The organism is Paracoccus cavernae (assembly GCF_042430175.1).
In the GTDB taxonomy this organism is placed as follows: Bacteria; Pseudomonadota; Alphaproteobacteria; order Rhodobacterales; family Rhodobacteraceae; genus Paracoccus; species Paracoccus cavernae.
This window is the reverse complement of record NZ_JBHMDZ010000001.1, coordinates 439,958-463,741: the sequence shown is the minus strand read 5'-3', so window position 1 is coordinate 463,741 and position 23,784 is coordinate 439,958. Positions and strand designations below refer to the sequence as shown.

Sequence of the window (23,784 nt, the reverse complement as noted above, 5' to 3'; positions counted from 1 at the left end):
CGTCTGCGTTATGGCGGGGCAAACCCACCACCGGAAAGCCGCCATGTCCGCTGCCGAAAGCACCCCCGAATACCGCATCCCCGGCCTTTGCCTGCGTGACCATACCGTCACCGTCCCGCTTGACTGGTCCGCCCCCGGGGGCGCGACGATCCGCGTCTTCGCGCGCGAGGTCGCGGCAGTCGGGCAGAAGGACAAGGATCTGCCGGTTCTGGTCTATCTTCAGGGCGGGCCGGGGGGTAAATCGCCGCGTCCCGCAGGCGGCGCGCCGTCATGGCTGGCGGTCGCGCTCAAACGCTACCGCGTCCTGTTTCTCGACCAGCGCGGCACGGGGCGGTCTTCGCCGGTGCAAGGCCGGATGATCGGCGCGATGGGGGGCGCGGAAGGCGGGCGCTACCTGTCGCATTTCCGTGCCGACAGCATCATCCGCGATGCCGAACATATCCGGAAAACCCTTTTTGGCGGGCGCAAATGGGCGACGTTGGGGCAAAGCTATGGCGGCTTCCTGACGCTGAGCTATCTCTCCCACGCCCCCGAGGCGCTGTCGGCCTGCTATGTCACCGGTGGACTGGCGGGGATCGACGCTTCTGCGGCCGAGATCTACCGCCACACCTATCCCCGCACCCTCGAAAAGAACCGCATCTATCACGCGCGCTATCCGCAGGATCAGGCGATCCTCGACCGGATTGCGGATGTTGTGGCATCGACCGATGTCCGCTTGCCCGACGGTGACCGGCTCAGCCTGCGGCGGTTGCAATACCTTGGCATGGGGCTTGGCATGTCTGACGGGTTCGAGAGCCTGCATTGGCTTCTGGACGAGGCTTTCGCGGCTGACGGCGGGCTTTCGGACGGTTTTCTGGCCTCCGTCCGCGAGGCGACGGGCTTCGAGCAGAACCCGCTGTTCGGCGCGATCCACGAGGCGATTTATGCGCAAGACGGTCAGGCGACCGATTGGGCGGCCGAACGTGTCCTGTCCGAGTTTCCGGCCTTCGACGCGGCGTGTCGTCCGCTGATGCTGACCGGCGAGATGATCTATCCGTGGATGTTCGACGAGATCCGCGCCCTTCGGCCCTTTGCGCAGGCCGCCGAGGCGCTTGCGCGGATGCCTTTGGACGCGCCGCTTTACGACCGCGCGCGTTTGGCCGCGAACGAGGTTCCGGTGGCGGCGGCGGTCTATACCGACGATATGTATGTCGATCAGGGCCTGTCCTTGCGCACTGCCAAGGGCCTCGGGAATGTCCGTCTGTGGCTGACGAACGAGTTCGAGCATAACGGGTTGCGCGCCTCGCCGCGCGTGCTCGAACGGCTGTTCGCGATGGAGGATGATCTGGCCGGAACCAACGCGTTCAGCCGCCTTTAGGCCCCGTTCGCAGAGGCCTTGCGCCCCTCGCGGCCCAAGGCGTTGTCGGCATTGGCGGCGCTCGGGCGGGCGGGAACCGGCGCTTCGCCAAGCGTCAACTGCCCGTCACCCGCGACGGGCGCTGCGGGGGCAGGGCCCTTGTCTCGACCATCCGGCCAATCCTCGGGCCAGGCGGGGGCGGGGATGCCGTTCACCACCTCGCGCTGGCCGAGGCGCGCCTCTTCTTCGAGCATATAGTCTCGGGTGATCGGGACGTCCTCCACCCGATGCGCCAGCTGGAGCTGGAAGATCGAGAGGCCGCCTTCGCGGAAACTGGCTTCGCTTCCTGCAAGGTAGAATTCCCACATCCGGCAGAAGGCCTCGTCGTAAAGCGCGCGGGCCTCGTCGCGGCGTGCCATGAAGGCCTCGCGCCAAGCCTTCAGCGTCTCGGCGTAATGGAGACGCAGGATCTCGACATCGGTGACGATCAGGCCCGATTTCTCGGCGGAATGCATGACCTCGGACAAAGCGGGGATATAGCCGCCGGGGAAGATATATTTGTGGATGAAGGGATTGGTCGCGCCGGGCGGATCGGCGCGCCCGATCGTGTGCAACAGCATGACCCCGCCCGGCCGCAGCATCGCGGCGGCCTTGTGGAAGAAGGTGTCGTAATGGTTGATGCCGACATGTTCGAACATGCCCACCGAGACGATGCGGTCGAATGTTTCCGTGATGTCGCGGTAATCCTGAAGCCGGAAATCGACGCGCTCCGCCAGCGCCTCGGCACGGGCGCGGCGCTCCGCTACGGCGAGCTGTTCGACCGACAGCGTGACGCCGGAGACATCCGCCCCCGCGACGCGCGCGAGATAGAGCCCCATCCCGCCCCAGCCGCAGCCGATATCGAGCACATCCTGCCCCTCGCGCAGCAGCAGCTTGGCCGCGATATGGCGTTTCTTTGCAAGCTGGGCGTCGGCCAGACCCATGTCGGGATTCGAGAAATAGGCGCAGGAATACTGCATGTCGGGATCAAGAAACATGCGGTAGAGATCGGCCGAGAGGTCGTAATGGCGCTGGACATTGCCTTTGGCGCGGATGCGGGTGTTGAGCTGGTGGAACCGCCGCCAGGCGATGCGCAGATGTTCGAGCGCGCGCATCCACGGAGCCGAGACCAGCTGGCGGCCGGCATTGCGGTAGATCAGCATGATCAGGTCGTAGACCGTGCCGGTCTCGAAATCGATCTCGCCCTCCATATAGCACTCGCCCAGCTTCAGCGCGGGATCGAGCGCGACCGCACGTTCGGCGGCAGCGGATTTGAAGCGCAGGGTGATCGGCGCGCCGGTGCCGTCGCCGATGGTGAAGCGGTCGCCTTGGCAGCCCAGCAGCGTCAGATTGCCCGTGGTGACGGTCTTTTCCAGAAACGAGCGCAATATCGTGTTCATCATCACTCCTGCTCGTGGTCGCGGCTCCGGCCCGTGGCAGATCCGCGGGGGCCTGATGCGGCGCGGGTCTTTGCGGTCGCTCCCGAATGCGGGCGGTCGCGATCCATGCCGCGTGCAAGGCCGTGTGGCGCAATGTCGCAGGTAAAAATTCCCCAGCCGCGCCAAAGTTCCCTTTTTCGGGCTTTCACCCGTCTTTCGGGTGACTTGCGGGGCAAGCACGGGCCGATGAGTCCGCCCCCGAGCCGTCCTCCGCGCGCGAGTGCAGCCGGCATGGGCAGGCCAGCCCGCCACCGGCACGGCCCTGCCTTGTGTACGGGCAAAGCGGGCGGCGCCGTCATATCTTTGGCTGAGACGAAAGGCGGGGGCTTGCGGCAGCGGTGCCGCTTCCGTTTCATGGCTTTAGCCGCCACGAGAGAGCCAGAAAATGACATCGTCCAAGATCACGAACGACCCGTTGTTCCAGCCCTATCAGCTCAAGCATCTGACGCTCAAGAACCGCATCATGTCGACCTCGCATGAACCGGCCTACGGCGAAGAGGGCATGCCCAAGGACCGCTACCGGCTTTATCACCGCGAAAAGGCGCGGGGCGGGATCGCCTTGACGATGACGGCGGGCTCGGCCTTGGTCAGCGCGGACAGTCCGTCGGCTTTCGGGAACCTTCACGCCTATGACGATGCGATCATCCCGTGGATGCGCGCGCTGACCGACGACTGCCACGAGATGGGCTGCGCGGTGATGATCCAGCTCACGCATCTGGGGCGGCGCGGCGGTTTCGCCTCGAACCAGTGGCTGCCGGTCCTGTCGGCCAGCGCGGTGCGCGAGGCGGCCCACCGCTCGATTCCCAAGGCGATGGAGGATTGGGATCTCGACCGGATCGCCGCCGATTACGGTACCGCCGCCGCGCGGATGCAGGAGGCGGGGCTCGACGGGATCGAACTCGAGGCTTACGGCCATTTGCTCGACAGTTTCTGGTCGCCCGCGACCAACAAACGCGAGGATGAATGGGGTGGCGATCTGGACAACCGGCTGCGCTTTACATGGCGCGTTCTGGACGAGATCCGCGCCAATTGCGGGCCGGATTTTCTGGTCGGCCTGCGTCTGGTCGCCGACGAGCAGCTTGAACACGGGCTTGACCGCGAGGACGGGCTCGAGATCAGCCGCAGGCTTGCGGGCAGCGGCAAGGTCGATTTCCTGAACCTCATCCGCGGCCATATCGACACCGATGCCGCGCTGACCAATGTGATCCCGATTCAGGGCATGGCCTCGGCGCCGCATCTCGATTTCGCCGGAGAGGTCCGGCAGGCGAGCGGTCTGCCGATGTTCCACGCCGCCCGCATCCCCGATGTCGCGACCGCGCGCCATGCGATTGCGGCGGGCAAGCTGGATATGGTCGGCATGACCCGCGCGCATATTGCCGATCCCCATATCGCGAAAAAGATCCGTTCGGGCGACGAGGACCGCATCCGGCCCTGTGTCGGCGCGACCTATTGCCTCGACCGCATCTATGAGGGCGGCGGCGCTTTGTGCATCCATAACGCCGCGACGGGGCGCGAAGAGACGATGCCCCACGACATCCCCAAAGCCGCCACGCGCAAGAAGGTCATCGTGATCGGCGCGGGTCCGGGCGGGCTCGAGGCCGCGCGCGTCGCCGCCGAACGCGGTCATGACGTTACCGTCTACGAGGCTGCGGACGAGGCCGGCGGTCAGGTCAATCTGCTGACCCGCCTGCCGCGCCGGCGCGAGATGCACGGGATCATCGCCTGGAGGCTGGAAGAGCTGGAGCGTCTGGGCGTCACCATCCACACCAACCATTACGCCGAAGCCGACGAGATCATCGCCGCCCGCCCCGATGCCGTGGTGATCGCGACCGGAGGCATGCCGCCCGATCTGCCGGTCGCGGGTGGCGAGCTTGCGATCTCGAGCTGGGATCTGATCTCGGGCGCGATCAAGCCCTCGGGGCGGGTGGTGATCTGGGATGACGGCGCGGGCCATGCGGGAATGACGGCCGCCGAAATCGCCGCGGATGCCGGTGCCGAGGTCGAGCTGGTCACCCCCGAGCGCAGCCTTGCCCCCGAGATCGGCGGCATGAACCACGTCCCCTATATGCGCGCCTTCCACCGCAACAAGGTGCGCGTGACGATCAACACGCGGCTGGCCGCGATCGAGCGCGCGGGCAACGGGATCGCGGCACATTTCGGCTCGGATTTCCATGCGGAGCACAGCGAAAGCCGCGAGGCCGACCAGATCTTTGCAGAATGCGGGACGCTGCCGCTCGAGGATGTCTATTTCGACCTCAAACCGCAGAGCAGCAATTTGGGTGCGGTCGATTACGGCGCGCTTTTGCAGGGGCGAAATCCCTTCGAGACACGCAACCCCGAAGGCGGCTTTGTCCTTTACCGCATCGGCGATGCTGTGGCGGCGCGCAATATCCATGCCGCGATCTATGATGCTTTGCGTTTCGGCCTGCATATCTGAGGCGCAGGCGATCAAGGCGGATCGGTGGGCAGATCGCCGGACGCGGGGCACGCTCCCGTCGTCCGGCAGTTAACTCATTCCTAACGAATTCATCGCCGTTTCCCGTAAAGCGGGTATATTTGTGTCATTGCTCGCTTTGAATGGGGTCGCCATGCTGATGGTCGGCGGAATTATCTGTCTGTTGTTGGCCGGAATCGCTTTGGACGCGATCGCGCAGGCCGGCGATGACGAGGATCTGCGGGACGGGGATCCCGAGGACGGCGACGGCGAGGGCGACGGCGAGGGTGAGCCCTCCGGTGATGGGGAAGATGGTGATGGCGGCGGCGAATCTGGTGTCGCGGGCGAAACCATCTCGGGCTCGGCTCAGGGCGACTGGCTTGCCGGAAGCGGCGGCAATGACGCGTTGTTCGGCGGTGACGGGCGTGACGACATGTTCGGCGGTCAGGGCAACGACACGCTCGACGGCGGCGCGGGCGACGACTGGATCCATGGCGACGGCGATTACGGCCCGGGCGGGGACGATCTGCTCGACGGTGGCGCGGGCAACGACATGCTGGCCGGAAATGGCGGCAACGACCGGCTGACCGGCGGTGCGGGCGACGATACCCTGTTCGGCGGCGAGGGGGACGACCGCCTCGAAGGGGGGGCGGGCAATGATTATCTGTCGGGCGGCGCCGGAAACGACACGTTGATCGCCGGTCCGGGCGAGGATGATCTGAGCGGCGATGACGGCGACGACCTGCTGATCGGCTCGTCCGATCCGGCGCGGGCATGGCTGCATGGCGGAGCGGGCGAGGATACGCTGCATGCACGCGATGGCGATTTTGCCGAAGGCGGTGCCGGCGACGATCTCTTTGTCCTTCTGGCCGAACCGGGGACCACGGTGCCGGTGATCGGCGATTTCACCCCCGGCGAGGACCGGCTGGAAATCCGCATCGAAGGCCTTGCCGACGGCGCGCGCCCCGAGATCCGTTTCGAGCGCGACGGCGACGGCATGACCCTGATCCGCGTCGACGGGGCGGCAGTCGGTCGTTTGCAGAATGGCGCGATGGTCGATCCGCGTGATGTCATCGTGACGCGGCTGGCGCGCAGCCCATAGGCCCGGTCGGGGGCGATGCTTGATGCTTGCGCATCCTTCTGCCGCTCCGGAGGGCATTGGCATAAAAAGTCTTCCAATTTTTGGCGATTCTGGCTATAGGCCACCATCCGTCGGCACGAATCCGGCGGTTTCTGCGGACCCGTGCTGGACGACATCCCGGCCGGAGCCTGATTTTTCTCTAATCCGAAAGGAGATCCCGATGTCGATCACTCTTGAAGAAAAAGCCCGCGTCATGACCGAATTCGCTACGGCGAAAGGCGATACCGGCTCTCCGGAAGTTCAGGTCGCAATCCTGACCACCCGTATTGTCGCTCTGACCGAGCACTTCAAAACCCACAAAAAAGACAACCACTCGCGTCGTGGTCTGCTGAAGCTGGTTGCAACCCGCCGCAAGCTTCTGGACTACCTCAAGGGCAAAGACGAAGCGCGTTACACCGCGCTGATCGGCAAGCTGGGTCTGCGCCGCTAAGACGCTACGCGCCCCCTTCGCGGGGCGCGTTTCTTTTACGCGTCCGGCAATGGGGCTGGATGCTGCATGACGTGGCAGGGGCCGCGTCGAAAAGGATAACCGATGTTTCATGAAGTGAAAAAATCGATCCAGTGGGGCCAAGAGACCCTGACGCTGGAAACGGGCAAAATCGCCCGTCAGGCGGATGGCTCGGTCATCGCGACGCTGGGTGAAACCAGCGTCATGGCGAACGTGACCTTTGCGAAGGAACCGAAGCCCGGCCAGGACTTCTTCCCGCTCACCGTTCACTACCAAGAAAAATACTATGCCGCCGGCAAGATTCCGGGCGGCTTCTTCAAGCGCGAGGCACGTCCTTCCGAAAAGGAAACGCTGACCGCGCGCCTGATCGACCGTCCGGTCCGTCCGCTGTTCGCTCCGGGCTTCAAAAACGAAGTTCTGGTGATGTGCACCGTGCTGTCGCATGATCTGGTCAACGATCCCGATATCGTCGCCATGATCGCCGCTTCGGCTGCGCTGACCATCTCGGGCGTTCCCTTCATGGGCCCGATCGGTGCGGCACGCGTCGGCTTCGTCGACGGCGCCTATGTGCTGAACCCCGAAGTCCAGGACATGGACCATCTGCGCAACAACCCCGAGCAGCGCCTCGATCTGGTTGTCGCCGGCACCAAAGACGCCGTGATGATGGTCGAATCGGAAGCCTACGAGCTGACCGAAGAGGAAATGCTGGGCGCCGTCAAATTCGGCCACGAGCAGATGCAGCCGGTCATCGACCTGATCATCTCGCTTGCCGAAGACGCCGCGAAAGAGCCCTTCGAGTTCAAATCGCCGGACTATTCCGCGCTTTACACCCGCGTTGCCGCCATCGGTGAAGCCGATATGCGCGCAGCCTACGGCATCCGCGACAAAGCGGCCCGTCACGATGCGGTCGAAGCGGCGAAAGCCAAAGTCAAAGCCGGTCTCTCGGAAGAGGATCTGGCCGATGCGAACCTTGGTTCCGCGCTCAAGAAGCTGGAATCGGGCATCCTGCGCGGCGACATCATCAATGGCGGCGCACGCATCGACGGTCGCGACAACAAGACCGTGCGCTCGATCGTGAGCGAAGTCGGCGTTCTGCCGCGCACCCACGGTTCGTCGCTGTTCACCCGCGGTGAAACGCAGGCGCTGGTCGTGACCACGCTCGGCACCGGCGACGACGAACAGATCATCGACGCGCTGCACGGCAATTCGCGTTCGAACTTCCTGCTGCACTACAACTTCCCGCCCTATTCGGTTGGCGAAGTTGGCCGCGTGGGTTCGCCGGGCCGTCGTGAAATCGGTCACGGCAAGCTGGCATGGCGCGCGCTTCAGGCGGTTCTGCCGGCTGCGACCGACTTCCCCTACACGATCCGCGTCGTCTCCGAGATCACCGAATCGAACGGTTCGTCCTCGATGGCTTCGGTCTGCGGCGGCTCGCTGGCGATGATGGATGCGGGCGTTCCGCTGAAAGCTCCGGTGGCAGGCGTTGCGATGGGTCTGATCCTCGAAGGCGAGAAATGGGCGGTCCTGACCGACATTCTCGGCGACGAAGACCACCTCGGCGACATGGACTTCAAGGTTGCGGGTACGTCGAACGGCATCACCTCGCTGCAGATGGACATCAAGGTTGCAGGCATCACGCCCGCGATCATGGAGCAGGCTTTGGCTCAGGCCAAAGACGGCCGGATGCACATCCTCGGCGAGATGGCCAATGCGCTGACCGAAGGCCGCAACGAATTCTCGGCTCATGCTCCGCGCATCGAGACCATGACCATCCCGACCGACAAGATCCGTGAAGTGATCGGTTCGGGCGGCAAGGTCATCCGCGAAATCGTTGAAGTTTCGGGTGCAAAAGTCGACATCAACGACGACGGCGTCATCAAGATTGCTTCGGCCAATGCCGATTCGATCAAGAAGGCTTACGACATGATCTATTCGATCGTGGCAGAGCCGGAAGAAGGCAAAGTCTACACCGGCAAAGTCGTGAAACTCGTCGATTTCGGCGCTTTCGTGAACTTCTTCGGCAAGCGCGATGGTCTGGTCCACGTCAGCCAGATCGCCAACAAGCGCCTGACCCATCCGAACGAGATCCTCAAAGAGGGTCAGGAAGTCAAAGTCAAACTGCTTGGCTTCGACGACCGCGGCAAAGTCCGTCTCGGCATGAAGATGGTCGATCAGGAAACCGGCGAAGAAATCGCCGAGCCGAAAAAAGAAGACCAGGCCGAGTAATCGCCGACCTTTTGACTGGAAAGGCCCCGCATCGCGGGGCCTTTTTCATAGGAACCCACTCGTCGTCCGAACAGAAGGCGCGTGAGCTTTATTATTCTTGTCTTCTGCAATCTATGGCATAGACGTGATGGTTGAATTCAATCTTGGCGGATTGCCCTGATGCAAGATGATTGGCCAATTTTCATCCTGTCGCTGGCCGGCGACGAGCAGCGCCGCCAGCCTTTGCTGGACCAACTTGCGGAAGCGGGTCTTGAATGGCGCATCATTCTTGGCGTGGACGGGCGGCGTGGCCTGCAAGAGCATTGCCTTGCGCTGATCGACCGCGAAGCTGCCTCGAAACGTCTGGGCTATGCGATGGTCGATGCCGAATTCGCCTGTGCCCTGTCGCATCGCCAGATCTATCAAACCGTGCTGGACGAGGGGCTCTCGGGCGCCGTCGTGCTCGAGGATGATGCGATCCTGACCCCCGATTTCGCGGCTTTCCTGCAAGCGGGCCATCACCGCGTGGCGCGGATCGCTTTGCTGGATTATCGTTTCGGACGCGCGCTCTTGTGGCAAAAGCGCGCTCTGGGCCGCTGGTGCGCTTACCGCGCGGCGCAAAGGGCGACGCTGACTTCGGGCTATTCCATCTCGCGCCACGGGGCCGAGGATCTTCTGGCGGCGGCGACTCCGGTCAGTTTTGTCGCGGATTGGCCGATCGATCTGTACGAGTTCGGGGCGGAACTGATCGTGCCGCGCGTGGTCCTGCACAATCCGCCCGGCGTGGGGCCGTCGCATCTTGATGCGGGCCGCAGCACGGTTTCCAAACGTCTCGGCAAGGATCCGATGCGTTATCTGCGGTCAGAGTATTGGCGCTGCCTGCTGCGGCGCAAGCTGTCGCGGCCGGTCGGGCGTTAAGGCGCTAAAAGGCGCAACGGAAAAGGGCCGTCAATGACGGCCCTTTCGTGTGGATCACCCGTTTTTCGGGTCTTTGGCAAAGCGCAGATAGGGCAGCTTTTTGTCGAGAGCGCCGTATTTCGCCTCGGCCGCCGCGTCGTCGAGCGCCAGCGCCACGATCACGTCCTGACCCGGAACCCAGTTCGCGGGGGTGGCCAGCGGCACGCCGTCGGTCGTCTGGATCGCGTCGAGCGCGCGGATGATTTCCGCGAAGTTGCGGCCGACCGACATCGGATAGGTCATGGTCAGACGAACCTTTTTGTCCGGCCCGATGATGAAAACGGTGCGCACGGTCGCCGAATGGGCAGGGGTGCGGCCTTCGGTCGGGAGGTAGAACTCCGCCGGCAGCATGTCATAGGCCTTGGCGACGGCCAGCGAAGTGTCGTCGATGATCGCGAAATTCGCGGGGGTGCCGGCGACGGTTTCGATGTCGCGCTTCCATTTTGCGTGATCCTCGACGCTGTCGACCGAGACACCGAGAACCTTGGTGTTGCGCTTCTCGAAATCGGGGACGAGCTGGGCAACCGCGCCGAATTCAGTGGTGCAGACCGGCGTGAAATCGCGCGGATGCGAGAACAGGATCGCATAGCTGTCGCCGATCCAGTCGTGCAGACGGATCTCGCCTTCGGTGGAGTTGGCGGTGAAATCGGGCGCGATATCGTTGATGCGCAGGGACATTGGTCCTCTCCTCTGTAGGTCTGGCGTTAACATAAAGATCGGGCGCATGATTGCCAGTCTCTCCTTCGCCGCGAAGCAGCAAGAAAATTCTCTGCTGCTTGCGTTGCGCGGCATTGGGTGCCAACCTGTCGCCGATTGAAAACAGGGGGGCAGCGAATGTCCGGTCTTGCCGACAAGCGCAAATTCTACATCAACGGGCAATGGGTTGATCCGGTCACGCCGAATGATCTGGACGTGATCGATCCCTCGACCGAGGAGCCCGTCGCGGTGATCTCGCTCGGGGATCAGGCCGATACCGATGCCGCAGTCGCCGCCGCGAAAGCCGCTTTTCCCGCATGGTCGGAAACCGCTCCGGCCGAGCGCCTGAAACATGTCGAGAAGATCCTCGAGGTCTACAAGCGCCGCGCGCCCGATATGGCCGAGGCGATCAGCCACGAGATGGGCGCGCCTGCCGATATGTCGCTCAATGACCAGACCGAGGCGGGCACCTACCACATCGAGAACTTCATCGAGGCGTTCAAGAGCTTCGAATTCATCCGCCCGCTGGGTCCGCAATCGCCCAGCTCGATGGTCGCATGGGAGCCGGTCGGCGTCGTCGGCCTGATCACGCCCTGGAACTGGCCGATGAACCAGGTCACGCTCAAGGTCATTCCCGCGCTTCTGGCGGGCGATACGATCGTGATGAAACCCTCGGAAATCGCGCCGCTTTCTTCGATGGTCTGGAGCGAGATCATCGACGAGGCGGGTCTGCCCGCGGGCGTTTACAACATGGTCAACGGTGATGGCGCGGGCGTTGGCACGCAGCTTTCGACCCATCCCGATGTCGATATGATTTCTTTCACCGGCTCGACCCGCGCCGGTATCGCGATCACCAAAGCGGCAGCCGATACCGTGAAGAAGGTCATGCTCGAACTCGGCGGCAAGGGTGCGAACCTCGTCTTCGCCGATGCCGATGAAAAGGCCGTTCTGCGCGGCACGCGGCATGTGTTCTATAACTCGGGCCAGTCGTGTAACGCGCCGACGCGGATGCTGGTCGAGCGTTCCTATTACGACAAAGCCGTCGAGATCGCCAAAAAGGTCGCCGAGGAAACCGCGGTTGCCACGGCGCACCAGCCCGGCCGCCATATCGGCCCCGTTGTCAGCAAGCGCCAGTGGGACCAGATTCAAGGCCTCATTCAGGCGGGCATCGACGAGGGTGCACGTCTGGTTGCAGGCGGCACCGGCCTGCCCGAGGGCGTGAACCGCGGCTATTTCGTGCGTCCGACGGTCTTTGCCGATGTGAACAACGACATGACCATCGCGCGTCAGGAAATCTTCGGCCCCGTCCTGTCGATCATCCCCTTCGACACCGAAGAGGAGGCCGTCGCGATCGCCAACGACACGATCTACGGCCTGACCAACTATGTCCAAAGTCAGGACGGCGCGCGCCGCAACCGTCTGGCGCGCAAACTGCGTGCCGGCATGGTCGAGATGAACGGCGTCAGCCGCGGCCGCGGCTCGGCCTTCGGGGGCGTCAAAGCCTCGGGTCGCGCGCGCGAGGGCGGCGTCTGGGGCATCGAAGAGTTCATGGACAGCAAGCAGATCTCGGGCTGGGATACCGAAGCCTGAGAAGCCGCGAAGACCAACGGGCCGCCAGCACAACTGGCGGCCTTTTTCATTCGACCGCCGCCATGATGGATGCGGCCCCTGTACGAGAGAATGCGATGACTCCCTTTTCGCTCGCGGGCAAAGTGGCGCTGGTGACCGGCGCGAATTCCGGCATCGGTCAGACGATTGCGGTCGCCATGGCGCAGGCGGGAGCGCATGTGATCGCTGCGGGCCGCTCGAGCTGCGCCGAAACCGTGGCCCTGACCAAGGGCGAGGAATTGCGCATCGAAATGTCCGATCCCATGGCCGCACAAGAGGTGTTTGCGGCACGTCGGATCGACATTCTGGTCAATAACGCGGGCACGATCCGGCGGTCGAAGGCGCTGGATGTGACCGAGAAAGACTGGGACGACGTGATGGATCTCAACCTTAAATCGGTGTTTTTCACCGCGCAGGCTTTCGCCAAGGCGGCGCTGCCGCGCGGCTCGGGCAAGATCGTCAATATCGCCTCGCTTTTGTCCTTTCAGGGCGGGGTCGAGGTCGGGGCCTATACGCCCGCGAAACACGGCGTCGCGGGGATCACCAAGCTCTTGGCGAACGAGCTCGCGGCCCACGGCATCAACGTCAATGCGATCGCGCCGGGCTATATCGAGACGCCGAACACCCGCCCGCTCCATCAGGACGCCACCCGCGCCGAGGCGATCCGCGCCCGCATTCCCGCCGGTCGCTGGGGTCGCCCCGAGGATATCGCACAGGCTGCGGTTTTCCTTGCCGCTCCGGCTTCGGATTACGTCAACGGCGCGGTTCTGAATGTCGATGGGGGATGGTTGGCGCGTTAAGCGGCTACCGCGCGATACACGCCGCGCGAGGTCCGGCCCCGCCGCTGTAACGCGGCAGGGCCGAAAGGCATCAATAGGTTGCGCGGCCGCCCGAGATGTCGAAGACCGCGCCGGTCGAGAACGAGCATTCCTCGGACGAGAGCCAAGCGATCATGCCCGCGATTTCCTCGGTTTCAAGGAAGCGGTTCAACGGGATTTTCGACAGCATATAGTCGATGTGCTCTTGGCTCATCTGGTCGAAAATCGGGGTGCGGGCGGCGGCAGGCGTGACGGCATTGGCGATGACGCCGGTGCCCGCCAGTTCTTTGCCGAGCGATTTCGTCAGCGCCATGACCCCCGCCTTCGAGGCCGAGTAATGCGCGGCATTGGGGTTGCCCTCTTTGCCCGCGATCGAGGCGATATTGACGATGCGGCCATATCCGCGCGCGATCATCCCCGGCACCAGCGCGCGGCAGGTCAGAAACGGCGCCTCGAGGTTGACGGCCATGACCTGACGCCAGACGGCCGGATCAAGATCCCAGGTCTTGGCATTGCCGCCGGTGATGCCGGCGTTGTTGACGAGAATATCGACCGTGCCCGCCGCTTTGGCCGCAGCCGAAACCGCCGCTTCGTCGGTCAGATCCAGCGTCACGCCGCTTGCGCCCGCGCCCAGTTCGGCCACGGCTTTCGCCAGCGCATCGCCGTTCACGTCCCACAGGACGACCTCGGCCCCGCTGGCGAGAAAACGGGCGGCGGTGGCGAAGCCGATGCCCTGCGCGCCGCCGGTGATGACGGCATGGCGGCCTTTCAGATCAATCTGGTTCATGCCTTTTTCCCCGCCTGGGTGTCGCGGATATGGGCGCGCACGATGCTTTGGAAATCGGCATCGGCGGTGAAGCCCAGCTCGATCGCGCGGGCGGGGTCGAAATCTTCGGCCCAACCCGAGACGATGGTGCGGATGGTCTCGTCGGGCTGACGCTTGATGCGGGCGACGACCTCGTCACCGGCGACGGCGCGCAGGCCCTCGATCATTTCGCCGACCGAAAGGCAGATCCCCGGCATGTTCAGGCAGCGGCGCGGCCCGACGGGCGCGAGGTCCATCGTCGCCGCATGGAGCAGAAAGCCCACCGCCGCATCGGGCGAGGCCAGCCAGTGACGCACGCTGTCGTCGACCGGCAGAATCGCCTCGAGACCGGCCAGCGGCTCGCGGATGATTCCCGAGAAAAAGCCCGAGGCCGCCTTGTTCGGCTTGCCCGGACGCACGACGATCGTGGGCAGGCGGATGCCGATGCCGTCGAAGAATCCACGGCGCGAATAGTCGTTCAGCAGCAGCTCGCCAATCGCCTTTTGCGTGCCGTAGCTGGTCATCGGCGCGCTGAGGAACGTGTCCGAGATCTTGTCCTCGAAGGGTGCGCCGAAGACCGCGATCGACGAGGTAAAGACCACGCGCGGGCGATAGTCCTTTTGTTGGCGGATGGTTTCGAACAGCAGGCGGGTGCCGTCGAGGTTGATGCGGTAGCCCTTGTCGAAATCGGCCTCTGCCTCGCCCGAGACGATGGCGGCCAGATGGAAGATCACGTCGGGGCGGTCGGCGATCAGGCTTTCGATCGTGGTCGGATCGGCGATGTCGCCCGCGATATCCTCGATGCGGATCGTGTCGCTGTGGATTTCCGACGGGAAGACGTCGAAGGTGGTGATGCGGTTGATCGCGGTGCCGCCAAGCGCGCCGTCGGCGATGAGTTTCTTGGTCAGACGACGCCCGACCATGCCAGCCGCGCCAAGAATGAGGATGTTCATCTTTGCTTCAATCCCTTGTGTTTAACTGCTGTGGCGGGGCGCTTACAAAAGCGCCCGGCTGGCGAGGTTGCGCATCAATGCCGTCGTGCCAAAGCGCCATTCCGGGCATTCCGTCGACAAGGCGACTTCATTGATCAAAGCGCCCAGTTTGGGTTCCGCGATGGTGACGATATCGCCCTGATGATGGGTAAAGCCCTGCCCGGGCTCGCCGCGATCCTGCGTCGGCGCGAACAGCGTCCCGAGGTACAGCAGTGCGCCGTCGGGATATTGGTGGTGGCGCCCGATCATTTGCGACACGAGATCCTCGGGGTCGCGGCTGATTTGCGACATCGAGGAGCGCCCGTCCATAACGAAACCGTCGCGGCCTTCGACGCGCAGGGTCAGCTCGGCCTGCCGCATGTCGTCGAGCGTATAGCCCTCGTCGAACAGGCGGATGAAGGGGCCGATCGCGGCGCTGGCATTGTTGTCCTTGGCCTTGCCGAGCAGCAGCGCCGAGCGCCCCTCGACGTCGCGCAGGTTCACGTCATTGCCCAAAGTCGCGCCACGGATACGGCCCTTGGAGCTGACGGCCAGCACGATTTCCGGCTCGGGATTGTTCCAGCGCGAGACCGGATGCAGCCCGACCTTCGCGCCCCAACCCACCGCGGAAAGCGGCTGGGCCTTGCTGAAGATCTCGGCATCGGGGCCGATTCCGACCTCAAGATACTGCGACCAGAGCCCCTCGGCCTGAAGCGCGGCCTTCACCGCCGCCGCCTGCTCCGAGCCCGGCACGATTCCTTTGAGGCTGGCGCCGATGGTTGCGCCGATGCGGTTACGGATCGCCTCGGCCCGGTCGGGATCGCCGGCGGCCTGTTCCTCGATCACGCGCTCGACCATCGAGGCGGCAAAGGTCACGCCGGCCGCTTTGATCGCTTGGAAATCCGACGGGGCCAGCAGCCGCAAAGCGTCGGGATCGTCCGAGGGGGTCTCGAAATCGGAAAGCGGGCCGATCGGCTCGCCGCTGTGTCGTGCCAGATGGGCGGCGATGTCTTCCAGCTCGAGCAGGTCGCGCATGGTCGGCGCCTCGATCGAGGTGATGTCGTGGACCACGCCGTCGCGCACCACGACCAGCGCGGGGCCGATGCCCGGACGCCAGACGCGGCCGACGAAAGTGCCGTCTTCGGGCAGGGAAAGCGAAAAAGCGGCCATCACTTGCCCCAGTTCAGTGCAACGGGATCAAGCGGGCGCACCAGATCAAGCAGCATCGCGCGGGTCGGATCCGACAGCGGCGCAATCGGATGACGCGAGAAGTCGGAGCGGATGACGCCGCCCTCCATCATCACGGCCTTGGCGGCACGGAAGCCGCATTGGCGGTTTTCGTGGTTCACGGCGGGCAGGATGCGGGCATAGCCTGCGGTCGCGCCGGCGCGGTCGCCTGCCTCCCATGCGGTCAGGATCGGCTTGATCTGGTCGGGAATCATCGCCGAGGTCATCGTCCCCGTCGCGCCCGCGTCAAGATCGGCCAGAAGCGTGATCCCCTCTTCGCCGTCAAAGGGGCCTTCGATCGCATCGCCGCCCTCGGCGATCAGCGCGCGCAGTTTCGCCGCTGCGCCTGCGGATTCCATTTTGAACAGCTTCACCATCTCGATCTCGCGGGCCATTTTGACCAGCAAGGGCACGGTCAGATCGGTGCCCGCCATCGGCGCGTCCTGCACCATGATCGGGATGCCGGCATCGCCCGCGCTGGCGAATTGCTCGAAGATCTGCTCGGGCGTCGCGCGCAAGGTCGCGCCGTGATAGGGGGCCATCATCATGACCATATCCGCACCGAGCGCGCGCGCCAGTTTCGCCCGCTCGACCACGATCGGGGTCGCGAAATGGCTGATCGTCACGATCACCGGCACGCGGCCCGCGACATGGTCAAGGGACAGCCGCGTCAGATGTTCGCGCTCGGCATCCGAGATGAGGAATTGTTCCGAATAGTTGGCGAGAATACAGATCCCGTCGACGCCCTGATCGATCATGCAATCGAGGATGCGGCGCATGCCCTCATCATCGACCCGTCCGTCATCGTGAAACGCGACCGGCGCGACCGGCCAGATTCCCTTGTACTTCGCCATAAGCTCCTCCTCGGATTTGCGCGGATGGTATACCAGATTTTCGCGCATGCAATGGCCGGATTTACGCCCGCGAAAATTATGCGCGCCGGTTTTCCGGGGCAGGGCGACCTTTGGCGGAGGCCCGCTCAGACCTTTGTCGCAAGCCTGCAGCGTCGGTTCTGGCGGCTCCACCTTCGCTCTTCCCAAGTGCCTTTCTTTTGGTATACCAAGTTCAAGCCAGCCGTATCGGCACCGCCAGGAGGAGTGACTGCAATGAGCGATACCCGCGCGAACAAACGGTTCAGATCGCAGGAATGGTTCGACAATCCGAACAATCCGGGGATGACCGCGCTCTATGTCGAGCGTTACCAGAATCAGGAATATACCCGCGAGGAGCTGCAGTCCGAAAAGCCGGTGATCGGCGTGGCGCAGACCGGCAGCGACATTTCGCCCTGCAACAAGATCCACGTTTTCCTGATGGACCGGATCAAGGCGGGCATCCGTGCGGCGGGCGGGATTCCGATGGAATTTCCGGTCCATCCCATTCAGGAAACCGGCAAGCGTCCGACGGCGGCGCTCGACCGCAACCTTGCCTATCTGAGCCTTGTCGAGGTGCTGCACGGCTATCCTCTGGACGGTGTTGTCCTGACCACGGGTTGCGACAAGACCACGCCCGCGATGCTGATGGGTGCGGCGACCGTCGACATTCCGGCGATCGCGCTGAACGGCGGGCCGATGCTGGACGGCTGGTGGCAGGGCAAGCGCGCAGGTTCGGGCACGATCGTCTGGGAAAGCCGCCGCCTGCTGTCGGAAGGCAAGATCGACTACGAGGAATTCATGGAGCGCGTCTGCGCCTCGGCCCCCTCGCTCGGCCATTGCAACACGATGGGCACGGCCTCGACCATGAACGCGATGGCCGAGGCGCTCGGCATGTCGCTGACCGGCAACTCGGCCATTCCCGCGCCCTTCCGCGAGCGTATGGCCATGGCCTACGAGACGGGCAAGCGCATCGTCGAGATGGTCTATGCCGATCTGAAGCCCTCGGACATTCTGACGCGCGAAAGCTTCGAGAATGCGATTGTCGTGAATGCGGCGATCGGCGGTTCGACCAACGCGCCGCCGCATCTTCAGGCGATCGCGCGCCATGCCGGCATCGAACTGGACGTGAAGGACTGGGAAGATATCGGCTTCGAGATCCCGCTTCTGGTGAACATGCAGCCCGCCGGTGAATATCTGGGCGAGGGCTTCTTCCGCGCCGGTGGCGTGCCTGCGGTGATGGGCGAGCTGATGAAGGCGGGCAAGATCCGTCAAGGCGCGATGACCGCGACCGGCAAGACCATGGGCGAGAACCTGACCGGCTGGAACAGCGTCGATCAGGATGTCATCCGCCCCTATGACAACCCGTTGCGGCCGAATTCGGGCTTCCTCGTGCTGTCGGGCAACCTGTTTGACAGCGCGCTGATGAAGACCTCGGTGATCTCCAAGGATTTCCACGACCGCTTCCTGTCGGACAAGGGCAACGAGGGCATCCACGAGGCCCGCGCCATCGTCTTCGAAGGCCCCGAGGATTACCACAACCGCATCAATGACGGCGAATTGCAGATCGACGAGCGCTGTATGCTGTTCATTCGCGGCGTGGGCTGCGTCGGCTACCCCGGCAGCGCCGAGGTGGTGAACATGCAGCCGCCGGATTCGGTCCTGAAACAGGGCATCAAGCACCTGCCGACGGTCGGTGACGGTCGCCAGTCGGGGACGTCGGAAAGCCCCTCGATCCTGAACGCCAGCCCCGAATCGGTGGTCGGTGGCGGTCTTGCCTATCTCCAGACCGGCGATATGGTACGGCTCGATCTCAATGCGGGGACGCTGAACGCGCTGGTCTCGGATGCGGAATGGCAGGCGCGCAAGGATGCCTGGGTTGCGCCGGTGCTGGAAAACCAGACGCCGTGGGAAGAGATCTACCGCTCGACGGTGGGCCAGCTTGCCCAAGGTGGTTGCATCGAGCTTGCGACCAAATATCAACGGGTTGCAAACAAGCTGCCGCGCGATAACCACTAATCGCGCGGAACCACAGGGCAGAGGGGGGAGAGCATGTCCAAGACAATCCTGATCACCGGCGGCGGCAGCGGCATCGGGCGCATCACCGCGCGGCGCTTTCTGGCCGAGGGCTGGCGCGTCGGTCTGATCGGCCGCCGCAAGGATGCGCTGGAGGAGACGGCGCAGGGTCATGCCAATGCGCTGATCCTGCCTTGCGATGTCACCGATGAGGCGGCGGTCGATCAGGCCTTCGCCACGGCGGCCGCCGCATGGGGCCGGTTGGACGTGCTCTTCAACAATGCGGGGGCGGTGCTGATCTCGCAGTTGATCGACGAGATCTCGGTCGCCGAATGGAAGCGCGTGACGGATGTGAACATCACCGGCATGTTCCTGTGCGCCCGCGCCGCCTTCCGCCAGATGCGCAACCAAAGCCCGATGGGCGGGCGCATCATCAACAACGGCTCGGTCTCGGCGAGCGCGCCGCGGCCGGGCTCGGTGCCCTATACCGTGTCGAAGCATGCGGTCTCGGGCCTGACCAAGACGCTGAGCCTTGACGGGCGTCCTTTTGGCATCGCTTGCGGCCAGATCGATATCGGCAATGCGCTGACAGATATGGCGGTGGCGATGACCAAGGGCGTGCCGCAGGCCGACGGCTCGGTCAAGGTCGAGCCGGTGATGGATGCGGCGCAGGTTGCCGATACCGTCTGGTTCATGGCGACCATGCCCGAGGGCACCAATATCCAGACCGTGACCGTCATGGCGACCAATATGCCCTTCGTCGGGCGCGGGTGATGGCGGCTTTCGCGATGTCCCGCTTCGATCTGGGCGGCAAGCGCGCGCTGGTGACCGGTTCCGCACAGGGGATCGGTTTCGCGCTTGCGCAGGGGCTTGCCGCTGCGGGGGCGGCGGTCGTTCTGAACGGCCGCGACCCCGCCAAGCTTGCGCTTGCGGCGGACCGCCTGCGTCAAAGCGGGTTCGATGTCGAGACGCTGCCCTTCGACGTGACCGATCACGACGCCGCCCGCGCCGCAATCGACGGTTTCGAGGCGGGCTCGGGCGCGATCGACATTCTGGTCAACAATGCCGGAATGCAGCATCGCGCGCCGTTGGAGGAGTTTTCCGCGCAGGCCTTTGACCAGCTGCTCCAGACCAATGTCGCCAGCGTTTTCCATGTCTCCCAAGCCGTCGCGCGTCATATGATTGCGCGGGGTGCGGGCAAGATCATCAATATCGCCAGCGTCATGACCAGCCTCGCACGGCCCGGCGTTGCGCCCTATACCGCGACCAAGGGCGCGGTCGGCAATCTGACCAAAGGCATGGCCGCCGATTGGGCGGGCAAGGGCCTGCAATGCAATGCCATCGCGCCGGGTTACTTCCGCACGCCGCTGAACAAGGCGCTGACCGAAAGCGCCGAGTTCAACGACTGGCTGACCCGTCGCACCCCTGCCGGTCGCTGGGGCGAAGTCGACGAATTGGCGGGGGCTTGCGTCTTCCTTGCCTCCGAGGCTTCGTCTTTCGTGAACGGCACCACCATTTACGTCGACGGTGGAATCACCGCGACTGTCTGACCGCTTTGAAAGGCCCCAATTCCATGACCAAGGTTCTCGCCATCGGGCAATATACCGACAACGACAGCGCTGCACTGACGGCAGAATTCGATGCCGTGGCGCTGGCCGGACCCGATGCGATTGCGGCCCTGCCCGAGGAGCAGCGCGCGGGCTTTACCGCTTTGGCCTATAAGGGCCATCCGCCGCTGACCGGCGCGCATATGGACCTGCTGCCCGCCTTGCGCGTGATCGCGAATTTTGGTGTGGGCTATGATGCGATCGAGGTTCCGGCGGCAACCGCGCGCGGGATTGTCGTGACCAATACGCCCGATGTGCTGAACGACGATGTGGCCGATCTCGCCGTCGCCATGCTGATCGCGCAGGCCCGCCAGATGCCGCGCGCGGAAAACTGGCTGCGCGAGGGCAATTGGCTGCACGGCAAGGACCTGCCGCTTGCCCGCAAAATGTCGGGCCGCCGCGTCGGCATTCTCGGCATGGGGCGCATCGGGCGCGAGATCGCCGACCGTCTGGCGGCCTTCAAATGCGAGATCCACTACCAGTCGCGCAGCGAGAAGCAGACCCCCGCCGGCTGGACCTATCACGCCGATCCCGTCAGCCTTGCCCAAGCGGTCGACGATATCGTCATCGCGATTGTCGGCGGGCCGGAAACCGAGGGTTTCGTCTCGGCCGAGGTGATCGCGGCGCTTGGCGCGGACGGGGTGATCGTGAACATCTCTCGCGGTTCGGTCATCGACGAGGATGCGCTGATCCAGGCGCTGGAAAAGGGCGTGATCCGAGGCGCGGCGCTGGATGTTTTCCGCAAGGAACCCGACCTCGACCGCCGCTTCCTTGCGCTGGAGAACGCGCTTTTGCTGCCCCATGTCGGCTCGGCCACGGTCGAGACCCGCGCCGAAATGGGCGCGCTCCAGCGGCGCAATCTTGCGGCGGTTCTGTCGGGCGCGGCTGCCGTGACCCCCGTGAACAAGGTTTGACGACATGGCCCCGCAGGACGATACGCTGGCCGAAAGCATAGCCTACGAGCTTCGCCGCGAGATCCTGCGCGGGAGCTTGCCGCCGGGCGCGCCGATCAAGGAGCGCGACAATGCCGAACGTCAGGGCGTCTCGCGCACGCCCATGCGCGAGGCGATCCGCATTCTCGCCAAAGAGGGGCTGGTGCAGCTGCGGCCGCTGCGCAGTCCGGTGGTGGCCGATCCCTCGCTGGACGAAATCGTGGACCAGATTCGCGTGCTCCATACGCTCGAACTTCTGTCGGGAGAACTTGCCTGCGAAAAGGCAACCGATCAGGATCTGGTGCGGATCTCCGCGCTCAAGGACCGGATCGAGCTGATCTACGGCGAGGCCGATACGCTCGATGTCTTCGAGCTCGACATGCAGTTTCACGCGGCCATCGTCGCCGCCTCGCATAACGGCGCTTTGGCCGAGACCCACGGCGCCTATATGGCGCGGCTGTGGCGCGCGCGGTACCTTTCGGCGCGGCGCAAGAAGTCGCGTGATCGCGTGATCCGCCAGCACGAGGCCATTCTGGACGCCCTGCGCGCCCGCGATCCCGTCCGCGTCAAGGCCGAGATCGACGCCCATCTCGCCGATATGGTGCTCAATATCCGCGACCATTTCCGCGAAGTCGGCGAGATGGGCGTGCCCTCGGACGATGATGCCGCAAACCCGTAAACCGCCACACCAGCAACTTGTGAAGCCAGACCGATGAACGACACGATCCGCCTCGACCCTTCCGACAATGTCGAAACCGCGCTCCGCGCCCTCGAGGCGGGCGAAAGCGGGGCGACCACACCCATCCCGCGCGGCCACAAGCTGGCTGTGCGCGATATCGCCAAAGGCGAGGCGGTGCTGAAATATGCGCAGATCATCGGCTGGGCTTCGCAGGACATTCCGGCGGGGGCACATGTCCACACCGACAACCTCGAATTCCGCAACATCAGCCATGATTACGACTTCGGCACCAATCTGCGCGAGGTTCCCGAACCGGCCCTGCGCGACACGTTCCGCGGTTATCGCCGTGCGAACGGCAAGGTCGGCACGCGCAATTTCATCGCGATCCTGACTTCGGTGAACTGCTCGGCCACCGCCGCGCGCAAGATCGCGGCGTATTTCACCGAGGAAAAGCTGGCCGCCTATCCCAATGTCGACGGCGTGGTGGCTTTTGTCCACGGCACCGGCTGCGGCATGGCCAGCAATGGCGAGGGGTTCGAGACGCTCCAGCGCGTGATGTGGGGCTATGCGCGCAACCCCAATGTCGGCGGCGTGCTGATGGCGGGGCTGGGCTGCGAGGCCAACCAGATCGACTGGCTGATCGAGGCTTTCGGCCTGACCCCCGGCCCGCTGTTCCAGACCATGAATATCCAGGATGTCGGCGGCCTGCGCAAAACCGTCGAGGCGGGTATCGCCAAGGTCGAGGCGATGCTGCCTCTCGTGAACGCTTTCGAGCGCAGCGAATGTCCGGTTTCCGAGCTGATGGTGGGTCTGCAATGCGGCGGCTCGGATGCGTGGTCGGGGATCACCGCGAACCCCGCTTTGGGCTATGCCTCGGACCTTCTGGTCCAGCAGGGCGGCACCAGCGTTCTGGCCGAAACCCCCGAGATCTACGGCGCCGAACATCTGCTGACCCGTCGCGCGATCAACGAGAAAGTCGGCACCAAACTGGTCGATCTGATCAGCTGGTGGGAGGATTACACCGCCCGCAACAACGGCAGCATGGACAACAACCCCAGCCCCGGCAACAAAAAGGGCGGGCTGACGACCATCCTTGAAAAGTCGCTGGGTGCGGCGGCCAAGGGCGGCACCTCGCCGCTGACCGGCGTCTACAAATACGCCGAGCCGGTGACCGCGCGCGGCTTCGTCTTCATGGACAGCCCCGGCTATGATCCGGCCAGCGTCACCGGCCAGATCGCTTCGGGCTGCAACCTGATCGCCTTTACCACGGGGCGCGGCTCTGCCTTTGGCGCCAAACCTTCGCCCTCGATCAAGATCGCGACCAACTCCGAGATGTACGGCCGCCTGACCGAGGACATGGATGTCAACGCTGGCTCGATCCTGACCGAAGGCAAGTCCGTCGAGGATGTCGGCCGCGAGATCTATGAGTTGCTGCTGCGTGTCGCCTCGGGCGAGCAGTCGAAATCCGAGGCGCAGGGCCTTGGCGATTACGAATTCGTGCCGTGGCAAATCGGCGCGGTGATGTAATCAGCTTCAAGAAATCCGCAGGCTGACGAG

At 64.2% G+C, this 23,784-nt stretch carries 20 protein-coding genes; 14 read left to right on the top strand and 6 right to left on the bottom strand.

The window, feature by feature from the left end; translation table 11 throughout:
- Positions 1-43: 43 nt before the first annotated feature.
- Positions 44-1,357 carry an alpha/beta fold hydrolase gene (locus tag ACFFUC_RS02285; RefSeq protein WP_377683119.1) on the top strand — a complete coding sequence of 438 codons (1,314 nt, stop codon included), beginning with the start codon at positions 44-46 and terminating at the stop codon, positions 1,355-1,357.
- On the opposite strand, the gene ACFFUC_RS02280 is transcribed toward ACFFUC_RS02285, so the two are convergent.
- Positions 1,354-2,775: a cyclopropane fatty acid synthase gene (locus tag ACFFUC_RS02280; protein WP_377683117.1), complete on the bottom strand. Its 1,422-nt coding sequence runs from the start codon at positions 2,773-2,775 to the stop codon at positions 1,354-1,356. The two genes, ACFFUC_RS02285 and ACFFUC_RS02280, sit on opposite strands and share 4 nt — an antisense overlap.
- A 439-nt stretch (positions 2,776-3,214) precedes the next feature.
- Between ACFFUC_RS02280 and ACFFUC_RS02275 the strand changes: the two genes are divergently transcribed.
- The 5 genes from ACFFUC_RS02275 to ACFFUC_RS02255 all read left to right on the top strand — a co-directional run bounded on the left by ACFFUC_RS02275 (position 3,215) and on the right by ACFFUC_RS02255 (position 9,960).
- Positions 3,215-5,251, top strand: a complete 2,037-nt coding sequence (locus ACFFUC_RS02275) for an oxidoreductase (protein ID WP_377683606.1) — start codon at positions 3,215-3,217, stop codon at positions 5,249-5,251.
- 151 nt (positions 5,252-5,402) lie between these two features.
- A complete protein-coding gene (locus ACFFUC_RS02270) occupies positions 5,403-6,350 on the top strand; it encodes a calcium-binding protein (RefSeq protein ID WP_377683116.1) in 948 nt (315 codons plus the stop codon).
- 199 nt (positions 6,351-6,549) lie between these two features.
- The gene (gene rpsO / locus ACFFUC_RS02265) at positions 6,550-6,819 is read left to right on the top strand and encodes a 30S ribosomal protein S15 (protein ID WP_377683114.1); all 270 of its coding nucleotides are present in this window, start codon (positions 6,550-6,552) and stop codon (positions 6,817-6,819) included.
- A 102-nt stretch (positions 6,820-6,921) separates the two neighbouring features.
- On the top strand, positions 6,922-9,063 hold the full coding sequence (gene pnp, locus ACFFUC_RS02260) for a polyribonucleotide nucleotidyltransferase (protein WP_377683112.1): 2,142 nt from the start codon (positions 6,922-6,924) through the stop codon (positions 9,061-9,063).
- 159 nt (positions 9,064-9,222) lie between these two features.
- The gene (locus ACFFUC_RS02255; RefSeq protein ID WP_377683110.1) at positions 9,223-9,960 is read left to right on the top strand and encodes a glycosyltransferase family 25 protein; all 738 of its coding nucleotides are present in this window, start codon (positions 9,223-9,225) and stop codon (positions 9,958-9,960) included.
- Positions 9,961-10,014: 54 nt separating this feature from the next.
- Here the strand turns inward: ACFFUC_RS02255 and ACFFUC_RS02250 are convergent, their stop codons facing one another.
- Positions 10,015-10,677 carry a peroxiredoxin gene (locus ACFFUC_RS02250; protein WP_377683108.1) on the bottom strand — a complete coding sequence of 221 codons (663 nt, stop codon included), beginning with the start codon at positions 10,675-10,677 and terminating at the stop codon, positions 10,015-10,017.
- 156 nt (positions 10,678-10,833) lie between these two features.
- Between ACFFUC_RS02250 and ACFFUC_RS02245 the strand changes: the two genes are divergently transcribed.
- Positions 10,834-12,285, top strand: a complete 1,452-nt coding sequence (locus tag ACFFUC_RS02245; RefSeq protein ID WP_377683107.1) for an aldehyde dehydrogenase family protein — start codon at positions 10,834-10,836, stop codon at positions 12,283-12,285.
- A 95-nt stretch (positions 12,286-12,380) separates the two neighbouring features.
- A complete protein-coding gene (gene kduD, locus ACFFUC_RS02240) occupies positions 12,381-13,103 on the top strand; it encodes a 2-dehydro-3-deoxy-D-gluconate 5-dehydrogenase KduD (RefSeq protein WP_377683106.1) in 723 nt (240 codons plus the stop codon).
- Between the two features lie 70 nt (positions 13,104-13,173).
- On the opposite strand, the gene ACFFUC_RS02235 is transcribed toward kduD, so the two are convergent.
- From ACFFUC_RS02235 to ACFFUC_RS02220, 4 genes are read right to left on the bottom strand one after another with little or no spacing between them, the layout of a single operon-like run.
- Complete coding sequence (locus tag ACFFUC_RS02235) at positions 13,174-13,908, bottom strand: SDR family NAD(P)-dependent oxidoreductase (protein ID WP_377683105.1); 735 nt, start codon at positions 13,906-13,908, stop codon at positions 13,174-13,176.
- Positions 13,905-14,879 (bottom strand): D-erythronate dehydrogenase, encoded by a 975-nt coding sequence (gene denD / locus ACFFUC_RS02230; RefSeq protein WP_377683103.1) that lies wholly within the window; start codon positions 14,877-14,879, stop codon positions 13,905-13,907. Before denD ends, ACFFUC_RS02235 begins: the two co-directional genes overlap by 4 nt.
- Positions 14,880-14,921: 42 nt before the next feature.
- Complete coding sequence (locus ACFFUC_RS02225; RefSeq protein WP_377683102.1) at positions 14,922-16,067, bottom strand: fumarylacetoacetate hydrolase family protein; 1,146 nt, start codon at positions 16,065-16,067, stop codon at positions 14,922-14,924.
- Entirely contained in the window at positions 16,067-16,978 is a 912-nt protein-coding gene (locus ACFFUC_RS02220) for a dihydrodipicolinate synthase family protein (protein WP_377683100.1), read from the bottom strand. Before ACFFUC_RS02220 ends, ACFFUC_RS02225 begins: the two co-directional genes overlap by 1 nt.
- Positions 16,979-17,230: 252 nt before the next feature.
- On the opposite strand from ACFFUC_RS02220, the gene ACFFUC_RS02215 reads away from it, so the two are divergent.
- The 6 genes from ACFFUC_RS02215 to ACFFUC_RS02190 are packed head-to-tail and all read left to right on the top strand — an operon-like array spanning position 17,231 to position 23,754.
- Positions 17,231-19,012: an IlvD/Edd family dehydratase gene (locus ACFFUC_RS02215; RefSeq protein WP_377683098.1), complete on the top strand. Its 1,782-nt coding sequence runs from the start codon at positions 17,231-17,233 to the stop codon at positions 19,010-19,012.
- A 33-nt stretch (positions 19,013-19,045) separates the two neighbouring features.
- The gene (locus ACFFUC_RS02210) at positions 19,046-19,783 is read left to right on the top strand and encodes an SDR family oxidoreductase (RefSeq protein WP_377683096.1); all 738 of its coding nucleotides are present in this window, start codon (positions 19,046-19,048) and stop codon (positions 19,781-19,783) included.
- A 14-nt stretch (positions 19,784-19,797) separates the two neighbouring features.
- Entirely contained in the window at positions 19,798-20,559 is a 762-nt protein-coding gene (locus tag ACFFUC_RS02205) for an SDR family oxidoreductase (RefSeq protein WP_377683094.1), read from the top strand.
- Between the two features lie 23 nt (positions 20,560-20,582).
- On the top strand, positions 20,583-21,530 hold the full coding sequence (locus tag ACFFUC_RS02200) for a 2-hydroxyacid dehydrogenase (protein WP_377683093.1): 948 nt from the start codon (positions 20,583-20,585) through the stop codon (positions 21,528-21,530).
- A 4-nt stretch (positions 21,531-21,534) separates the two neighbouring features.
- Positions 21,535-22,227, top strand: a complete 693-nt coding sequence (locus tag ACFFUC_RS02195) for a GntR family transcriptional regulator (protein ID WP_377683091.1) — start codon at positions 21,535-21,537, stop codon at positions 22,225-22,227.
- Positions 22,228-22,260: 33 nt separating this feature from the next.
- Positions 22,261-23,754 carry a D-arabinonate dehydratase gene (locus tag ACFFUC_RS02190; protein WP_377683089.1) on the top strand — a complete coding sequence of 498 codons (1,494 nt, stop codon included), beginning with the start codon at positions 22,261-22,263 and terminating at the stop codon, positions 23,752-23,754.
- Positions 23,755-23,784: the final 30 nt, after the last annotated feature.

Bases quoted from the DNA above. Each gene is read 5' to 3' on its own strand.
- ACFFUC_RS02190 (WP_377683089.1), top strand. From the start codon at position 22,261: ATGAACGACACGATCCGCCTCGACCCTTCCGACAATGTCGAAACCGCG.
- ACFFUC_RS02205 (WP_377683094.1), top strand. From the start codon at position 19,798: ATGTCCCGCTTCGATCTGGGCGGCAAGCGCGCGCTGGTGACCGGTTCC.
- ACFFUC_RS02215 (WP_377683098.1), top strand. From the start codon at position 17,231: ATGAGCGATACCCGCGCGAACAAACGGTTCAGATCGCAGGAATGGTTC.
- kduD (WP_377683106.1), top strand. From the start codon at position 12,381: ATGACTCCCTTTTCGCTCGCGGGCAAAGTGGCGCTGGTGACCGGCGCG.
- ACFFUC_RS02255 (WP_377683110.1), top strand. From the start codon at position 9,223: ATGCAAGATGATTGGCCAATTTTCATCCTGTCGCTGGCCGGCGACGAG.
- ACFFUC_RS02195 (WP_377683091.1), top strand. From the start codon at position 21,535: ATGGCCCCGCAGGACGATACGCTGGCCGAAAGCATAGCCTACGAGCTT.
- ACFFUC_RS02250 (WP_377683108.1), bottom strand. From the start codon at position 10,677: ATGTCCCTGCGCATCAACGATATCGCGCCCGATTTCACCGCCAACTCC.
- ACFFUC_RS02235 (WP_377683105.1), bottom strand. From the start codon at position 13,908: ATGAACCAGATTGATCTGAAAGGCCGCCATGCCGTCATCACCGGCGGC.
- pnp (WP_377683112.1), top strand. From the start codon at position 6,922: ATGTTTCATGAAGTGAAAAAATCGATCCAGTGGGGCCAAGAGACCCTG.
- ACFFUC_RS02270 (WP_377683116.1), top strand. From the start codon at position 5,403: ATGCTGATGGTCGGCGGAATTATCTGTCTGTTGTTGGCCGGAATCGCT.
- ACFFUC_RS02285 (WP_377683119.1), top strand. From the start codon at position 44: ATGTCCGCTGCCGAAAGCACCCCCGAATACCGCATCCCCGGCCTTTGC.
- ACFFUC_RS02200 (WP_377683093.1), top strand. From the start codon at position 20,583: ATGACCAAGGTTCTCGCCATCGGGCAATATACCGACAACGACAGCGCT.
- ACFFUC_RS02220 (WP_377683100.1), bottom strand. From the start codon at position 16,978: ATGGCGAAGTACAAGGGAATCTGGCCGGTCGCGCCGGTCGCGTTTCAC.
- ACFFUC_RS02210 (WP_377683096.1), top strand. From the start codon at position 19,046: ATGTCCAAGACAATCCTGATCACCGGCGGCGGCAGCGGCATCGGGCGC.
- ACFFUC_RS02225 (WP_377683102.1), bottom strand. From the start codon at position 16,067: ATGGCCGCTTTTTCGCTTTCCCTGCCCGAAGACGGCACTTTCGTCGGC.
- ACFFUC_RS02245 (WP_377683107.1), top strand. From the start codon at position 10,834: ATGTCCGGTCTTGCCGACAAGCGCAAATTCTACATCAACGGGCAATGG.
- rpsO (WP_377683114.1), top strand. From the start codon at position 6,550: ATGTCGATCACTCTTGAAGAAAAAGCCCGCGTCATGACCGAATTCGCT.
- ACFFUC_RS02280 (WP_377683117.1), bottom strand. From the start codon at position 2,775: ATGAACACGATATTGCGCTCGTTTCTGGAAAAGACCGTCACCACGGGC.
- denD (WP_377683103.1), bottom strand. From the start codon at position 14,879: ATGAACATCCTCATTCTTGGCGCGGCTGGCATGGTCGGGCGTCGTCTG.